Origin of the sequence: Pseudomonas sp. (assembly GCF_035277045.1) — a bacterium.
Taxonomy (GTDB): Bacteria; Pseudomonadota; Gammaproteobacteria; order Pseudomonadales; family Pseudomonadaceae; genus Aquipseudomonas.
The window spans coordinates 1-6,277 of sequence record NZ_DATELE010000061.1; the positions used below are offsets into that span (position 1 = coordinate 1).

Here is a 6,277-nt window from a genome sequence, read left to right on the forward strand (position 1 = left end):
CAGCCTCCACGGCCGCTGCGCGCCCGATCCCGGCACAACGCCGCCTCCCCCTCAGTGCTCGTCTGCGCCGGGCACTGAGGCTTTCTCCAAGTCGAAACGAGGTTATGTTAGGTGAGGATAGGCTGTTGCTTTTCCTCGCTCTGATGCACTTCCCCAATCGCCTACTGGTCAAACGTGTACTTTTTCTCAGTCATAAACTGGGGCTCTTTCCATTGCGGTCCTCTAAATATATTGCAGTTATCACTAGTGATTAGTCCTTCGTCGACCATTTGTCGAATGACATTCATTAGCCCCAAGTTGTCGCCTACGTGAATCCAGTTGTTCTTTTGGTATAGTCGGTCAACTTGGGGTAGGGAGATTCCACTGCTTTTCCTTGCAATAAAGAGCAGGGCGTCTCTAGGGTTTTCATTCTGAACTACATCATTGATCGTGTTCATATCTGTTCTCGCTCAATTTGCTTGTCGTCGGCTTCAATAGCATCCGGGGTATAGAACAAGTCGAATGCATCTACGAGCTTGTAATCTTCGAGGGTGGCGGTATGTGTATTATTCCAGTCCGGGCTGTCTTCGTTCAGGAAACCATCGGGTATGCCTAAAGCTCGAAACCGCTCGAGCTCGCGAAGTTCATGTGTGTAGAATCGCTTGTCTACATCTGTGAAGAGAATATCTCCTCGAACTATTTTTTCCAGTCGTTCAATCATGATCTCATTGGCGTCGGACGGTCTGAAGCGCGAGGTATGCAGTCTGACCAAATCGATCCCCGCCTGGGTGACGGCGGCACTTGTCCAATCAAGATCTAGGGTTGGCCCTCCGGCCTTTTCAGGATTGTACAAACGACCACTGTATTCTCCTCGCGTCGTAGCGCCTTCATACGCATTGCTGAATACTATGTAAATCGGCGCAAGGCCGCTATCGACCGGAAAACAATAGATACAATCTCGGAAGTCCAGCGGCTCTGCGATCGGCAGCGCTTCAGGTTTCGCAGCTAAGGGGGTAAGGACTACCCCCGTGTAAGGCTGGGGGGAGATGGGCTGGCCAGGGGTGGTCGTCGAGCTGTCGCCAGGTTTCGTGGCAGGAAAAGTAAGGCGGATCGGCAGTGTATGTGGCGAGGAAGATATGTAGCTGTTCGTGGTTGGCTCGAAGCTCACGGCGCGCACGGGTATTTTCGAGTCAACCAGGCCTGAAGCCGGAGTGGCCACGAGTGTGTAGCCCTGACGGCTACCATGGATCCGATATGGAAGCGAAATCTGGCCTTGTTTAGCGGCAATCTCGTTCAGGTCGGCCGGCACTTCGGGGAGCAGGTGGCCCAGCGGCATGCTCAGTGCTGATTCTGGAGAAAGCTCTCCGTTTCCAAGCATTGGAGAATAGAAGAAGGCGCCTATGCCAACTCCCAGTGCGCGGTCGATTACAACGCCAGCTGCCCCCTTGAGAGCATTCAAGCCACTCTGAAATGCAGCCTCTAGAGTAAGGCCAGAAGCCGAGGCCAACGTTATCGCGCCAGCAGCAGTTCCTAATTGAACATTCGCGCCATTGTTGAAAACCCTAACTGCCTGACCCGCCCGCGTTGCGATAGCGACGTTTTCGGCGGCGATGCGTTCGGCTTCAGCCTTGGCGGCGGCTTCTGCGGCGATACGTTCGGCCTCGGCTTTGGCGGCGGCTTCTGCAACTATTCGTTCACGGACTCGCTTGCGGATTTCGTCAGGAGAGGCGTTGGCGACCCTTCCCAATATCAGTTGTTCATGCGAAACGTCGAATGCCTTGATGTATAACAAATAAGCATCCAAGGTTAGTTGCGCGCGAGCCCAGGCCGCGCTGTAACTTGCCTCAAGCCTGTTTTTGAATGATTCATTGTCTAGCGTGGTACTGCCATAGAGTTCCTCATAGCGAGCGACATTAGTGGCTGTAGTTTTAGAAAGTGGGTCATGGCCGAGCAGGGCCTTGGCAAGAGCGTCCTGATTCATTGATTGGTGGTACTTAATCAGGAATAATTCGTCAACTGCCTCCTTTCTTCGGACTTCGACAGGCTTGCTGCCTGGGTTTTGTGTCGCGTGAAGTTCTATTTCAGCTTCAACACCTGCGGAAAGATCAATCGCCTGAGGAAACCGGGAGGCTCGTGTCCGCTCCTTTATCTCATCGGCAATTTCGATGGGGCCTGGTGCGGCGGGTTGCGCAGGTTCCGGAAAATTGGGTGGAAAGCCTGCGCCTCCCAGATAAGGCCAGTGCGGTAAATTGAAGGGGAACAGTGGCGGTATGGGAAAGTCGAGATAGGGTGTGGCGATGACATGCGTATAGTCTAGAAATACGACATTTTGTTGCATCGAGGCCTCCATGGCGTCGTTTGGCAATTAACGATGTGGAGGCTGAAGAGTCGTTCGATCCGGTGCACCCTTGCAGAGCGAACCGATTCCCCTCGTCTTGCAAACGAGCTGTCACAATTTGTCCCATCTCCACGAATGCACCTGATTAGGATTCTCTTTTACATCGAATCCACAGGATCCCCCGCATGCCCGCAACACGTCGCATCCTTCGCTGCTCATCCACATTGGCCGCTCTGCTGGCCGGCGCCGCGCACGCGCAAACCACGGTCGAGGCCGTGCAGCCCGTGCCGCTCACGCTCGATGACATGGTCGTCACCGCCGCGGGCTTCGAGCAGCGGGTCGAGGATGCGCCGGCGTCCATCACGGTGATCGAGGGCGAGGAGCTGCGCCGCAAGTCGTACCGCGACCTGGGCGATGCGGTGCGTGATGTGGAGGGGGTCACGGTCAACGGTGGCACCAACGAACAGGACATCTCGATCCGCGGCATGCCGGGCGACTACACACTGATCCTGGTCGATGGCAAGCGCCAGAGCGCGCGCGAGTCGCGGGTCAACGGCAACTCGGGCTACGAGCAGAGCTTCGTGCCGCCTGCCGCGGCCATCGAGCGGATCGAGGTGGTGCGCGGGCCGATGTCGTCGCTGTATGGCTCGGATGCCATCGGTGGGGTGATCAACGTCATCACCCGCAAGGTGTCGCCAGAGTGGGGCGGCTCGATCGGCTACGACTACTCGCTGCGCCAGCACAGCGACGAGGGCAATGCGGGGCAGACCACCTTCTACCTGAACGGGCCGCTGCGCGAGGACCTGCTGGGCCTGCAGGTGTGGGGACGCTTCCTGAACCGCCAGGCCGACGATGACCTGGAGCTGACCAACGGCCACAGCAAGGCCGACCACCGCGACCTGACGGCGCGGCTGTCGTTCACCCCGACGATCGACCACGACATCCTGCTGGAGGCGGGTGCCACGCGCCTGAAGAATGGCGATGGTCTGAGCAGCAACTGGTCCACCCGCGAGCAGGAAAACAACCGCGATCATTTTTCCCTGTCGCACCAGGGGCGCTGGGGCTGGGCCACCTCCGACGTGGCCCTGTACCAGGAAACCACCAGCCGCGAAGGCAAGGCGACGCCGGACCAGACCGACATCTATGGGCGCAAGCCTGAAATTCGTAACCGGGTGCTGGATGCCAAGCTGGTGGTGCCCACCGCGCACAACGTCAGCACGGTCGGCCTGCAGTGGCAGGAGAACCAGATCACCGACTGGAACCAGGGCCTGGGCGACCGGGTGGACTACAAGTTCTCGGTCAAGCAGAAAGCGCTGTTCGCCGAAAACGAATGGTCGGTCACCGACAACTTCGCCCTGACCGGCGGCCTGCGCCTGGACAATCACGAGGAATATGGCAACCACATCAGTCCGCGCGTGTACGGCGTGTGGCGCGCCACTGACCAGTGGACCTTCAAGGGCGGTGTCGCCCGCGGATTCAAGACCCCGGAGCTGCGCGCGGTGGTCGAAGGCTACGCCTACCTGCGCCGCAATCGTTTCGTGATGCTGGGTAACCCGGACCTCAAGCCGGAAACCAGCACCAACTATGAAATGTCGGCCCTGTGGTCGAACCGCAACGACCTGTCGGCCGGTGTCACCCTGTTCTACAACGACTTCAAGGACAAACTGTCCACCGTCACCACCGACCGGCTGTGGAACGGCTACATCGTGATGGACCGGGTCAACGTCGACAAGGCGGTCATCCGTGGCGCGGAGCTGACCGGCCAGTGGGACATCAATGATGCTGTGCTGGTCCGGGCCAACTACACCTACACCGATTCGGAGCAGAAGTCGGGTGCCAACGCCGGTGCCCCGCTGGCCCTGACGCCCAAGCAGAAAGCCAACCTGCGTGGCGAATGGCGTGTGAACGACCGTGCCCAGGCATGGGCATCCGTCAGCTACTACGGCGAAGAGACCGGCAACACCCTCACGTCCGAGGCGGCACCGGGCTACACCACGGCGGATATCGGCGGCTCCTATGACATTACCGATGCCCTGACTCTCAATGCCTCGCTCAACAACCTCACCGACAAGCGCCTGGACGACGAGACCTACGGCACGGTGAACTACGGCCGCACGCTGTGGATGGGCGCGACCTACAACTTCTGAGTGGTCAGTGCCAGGCCAGCGCGGCGGGCAGTCGTACCACCGCGCACAACCCGGCTGGCGGGCGGTTCTCCAGGACCAGCTCGCCGCCATGGGCCTGGATGCAGGCCCTGGCAATCGCCAGTCCCAGTCCGAGCCCGCCACCGTTGCGGGCATCGGCGCCCCCACGGCCCAGCTGCACGAAGGGTTCGAACACCTTGCTCAACCATGCCTCCGGCAGCCCGTCCCCTTGGTCGAGAATCTCCAGTCGCACCTGGCCTACGTCCTCGAACAGGCTCAGTCGCGTGGCGCCGCCGTGGGTCAGCGCGTTGTCGATCAGGTTGGTCAGGGCGCGCTTGAGCGCCAGCGGCCGGCAACTGAGCATCACCGGCGCGGCGCCAGACCACTCGAGGGGCTGTTGCAGCAAGCGATAGCGCCGCGCGAGATCGTCCAGCAGGCCATTCAGGGCGATCCGCCGGGTGGGCTCCTGCACGGCATCGCCGCGGACAAAGTCCAGTGTCTCGCGGACCATCGCCGACAGCTCGTCGAGGCTTTCGAGCATGTCGTCGCGGGCAGCGCCAGGGTCGAGCAGTTCCACCTGCAGGCGCAGCTCGGTAAGCGGCGTGTTGAGGTCATGGCTGATCGCCGCGAGCAGGCGCGTGCGGCCTTCGACGTGGCGGGCCAGATTGGCCTGCATGGTGTTGAAGGCGTGGGTCAGCTCGCGGGCTTCCTGCGGGCCCTGGAGCGGCAGCGGGGCAATCCACTCGCCGCGGCTCACCCGTTCGCTGGCCTGGGCCAGGGACTTGACGGGACGCACCACCCGGCTGATGCAGAAGATCACCACCAGCAGTACCGGCAGGGTGGTCATCGGCAGGCTGAAGGCGAGCACGCTGGTCCACCGGTAGGCGCCGCTGGGGTGCTGCACGGCATTGAGGAAGCGGCCGTCGCCCAGGTCCAGGCTGCTGCGCAGGCGCAGCGGCGCCCAGCCGGCAGGGCTGAGCAGGTGGCTGCGGGCATCGACACCACTGACCCGTTCCAGTTGCAGCGTGACACCCGCGTCGGCCGGCAGCTGCAGCCGGGCACGCAGGTCGCGCGCCAGGCGGCGCTCCTCGGCGCGCGGCTGGAAGGGCTCGACCTCGGGCTGGGTATCGATCCAGAAGCGCGTCTCGCTATTGCCCATGTGCATCAGCAAGGTGCTGGCCTGGCTGGCGTGCAGGTCGCGGGCGGTGTGGAAGGCGGTGGCCAGGCGCTCGAGGCTGGCGTTGCGCGACAGCGGATGCAGCAGGCTGCCGTGGCGGTGCAGCAACAGTATGCCGATCAGGTGCGAGGCCAGCAGGGCCAGGCATAGCAACAGGCTCAACTGGTGCAGCAGGCGTCGCGGCCAGAGCCTGCGCAGGCTATTCATGCCGCACGTCGGCCGCCAGCACGTAGCCGCTGCCCCACAGGGTACGCAGCAGTTCCGGGGCCTGGGGGTCGACGGCCAGTTTGCGGCGCAGACGGCTCACCTGCCGGTCGATGGCGCGCTCGCTGATGTCGCTGTCGTGGGCGGCGGTCAGGTCGACCAGGCGCTGGCGGCTCAGGGCGCTGTGGGGATGTTCGAGCAGCACATGCAACAGCTTGCCCTCGGCGGTGCTCAGGCGTATCGGCGCCGCGCTGTCACGGCTCAAGGTCGCGCTGCTGGCGCAGTACTGCCAGCCGGCGAACAGGTAGCGGCCGGGCGTCTGGGGGGCTTGTGGCGTATCGCGGGTGGCCTGCAGCCGCGCCTGGGTCGCACTGTGCCGGCGCAGCACGCTGTGCAGGCGGGCGACCAGCTCGCGTGGTTCGAAGGGTTTGGTCA

At 61.8% G+C, this 6,277-nt stretch carries 4 protein-coding genes; 1 reads left to right on the forward strand and 3 read right to left on the reverse strand.

All coding sequences use genetic code 11. From position 1 onward, the window contains the following. Positions 1-433 precede the first annotated feature (433 nt). Positions 434-2,317 carry an S-type pyocin domain-containing protein gene (locus VJS90_RS02785; RefSeq protein ID WP_324118875.1) on the reverse strand — a complete coding sequence of 628 codons (1,884 nt, stop codon included), beginning with the start codon at positions 2,315-2,317 and terminating at the stop codon, positions 434-436. 185 nt (positions 2,318-2,502) lie between these two features. Here VJS90_RS02785 and VJS90_RS02790 point away from each other — a divergent pair, with 185 nt between their 5' ends. Next, on the forward strand, positions 2,503-4,464 hold the full coding sequence (locus VJS90_RS02790) for a TonB-dependent receptor domain-containing protein (protein ID WP_324118877.1): 1,962 nt from the start codon (positions 2,503-2,505) through the stop codon (positions 4,462-4,464). A 4-nt stretch (positions 4,465-4,468) separates the two neighbouring features. Here VJS90_RS02790 and VJS90_RS02795 read toward each other — a convergent pair whose 3' ends face one another. Both VJS90_RS02795 and VJS90_RS02800 read right to left on the reverse strand, forming a co-directional pair. Further along, complete coding sequence (locus VJS90_RS02795) at positions 4,469-5,812, reverse strand: ATP-binding protein (RefSeq protein ID WP_324118880.1); 1,344 nt, start codon at positions 5,810-5,812, stop codon at positions 4,469-4,471. A 25-nt stretch (positions 5,813-5,837) separates the two neighbouring features. Then, on the reverse strand, positions 5,838-6,277 hold a 440-nt coding region (locus tag VJS90_RS02800), incomplete at its 5' end, for a response regulator transcription factor (RefSeq protein WP_324118879.1).

What these genes read in the sequence shown, in the direction of transcription:
- VJS90_RS02785 (WP_324118875.1), bottom strand. Translation starts at nt 2,317, where the DNA reads ATGCAACAAAATGTCGTATTTCTAGACTATACGCATGTCATCGCCACA.
- VJS90_RS02790 (WP_324118877.1), top strand. Translation starts at nt 2,503, where the DNA reads ATGCCCGCAACACGTCGCATCCTTCGCTGCTCATCCACATTGGCCGCT.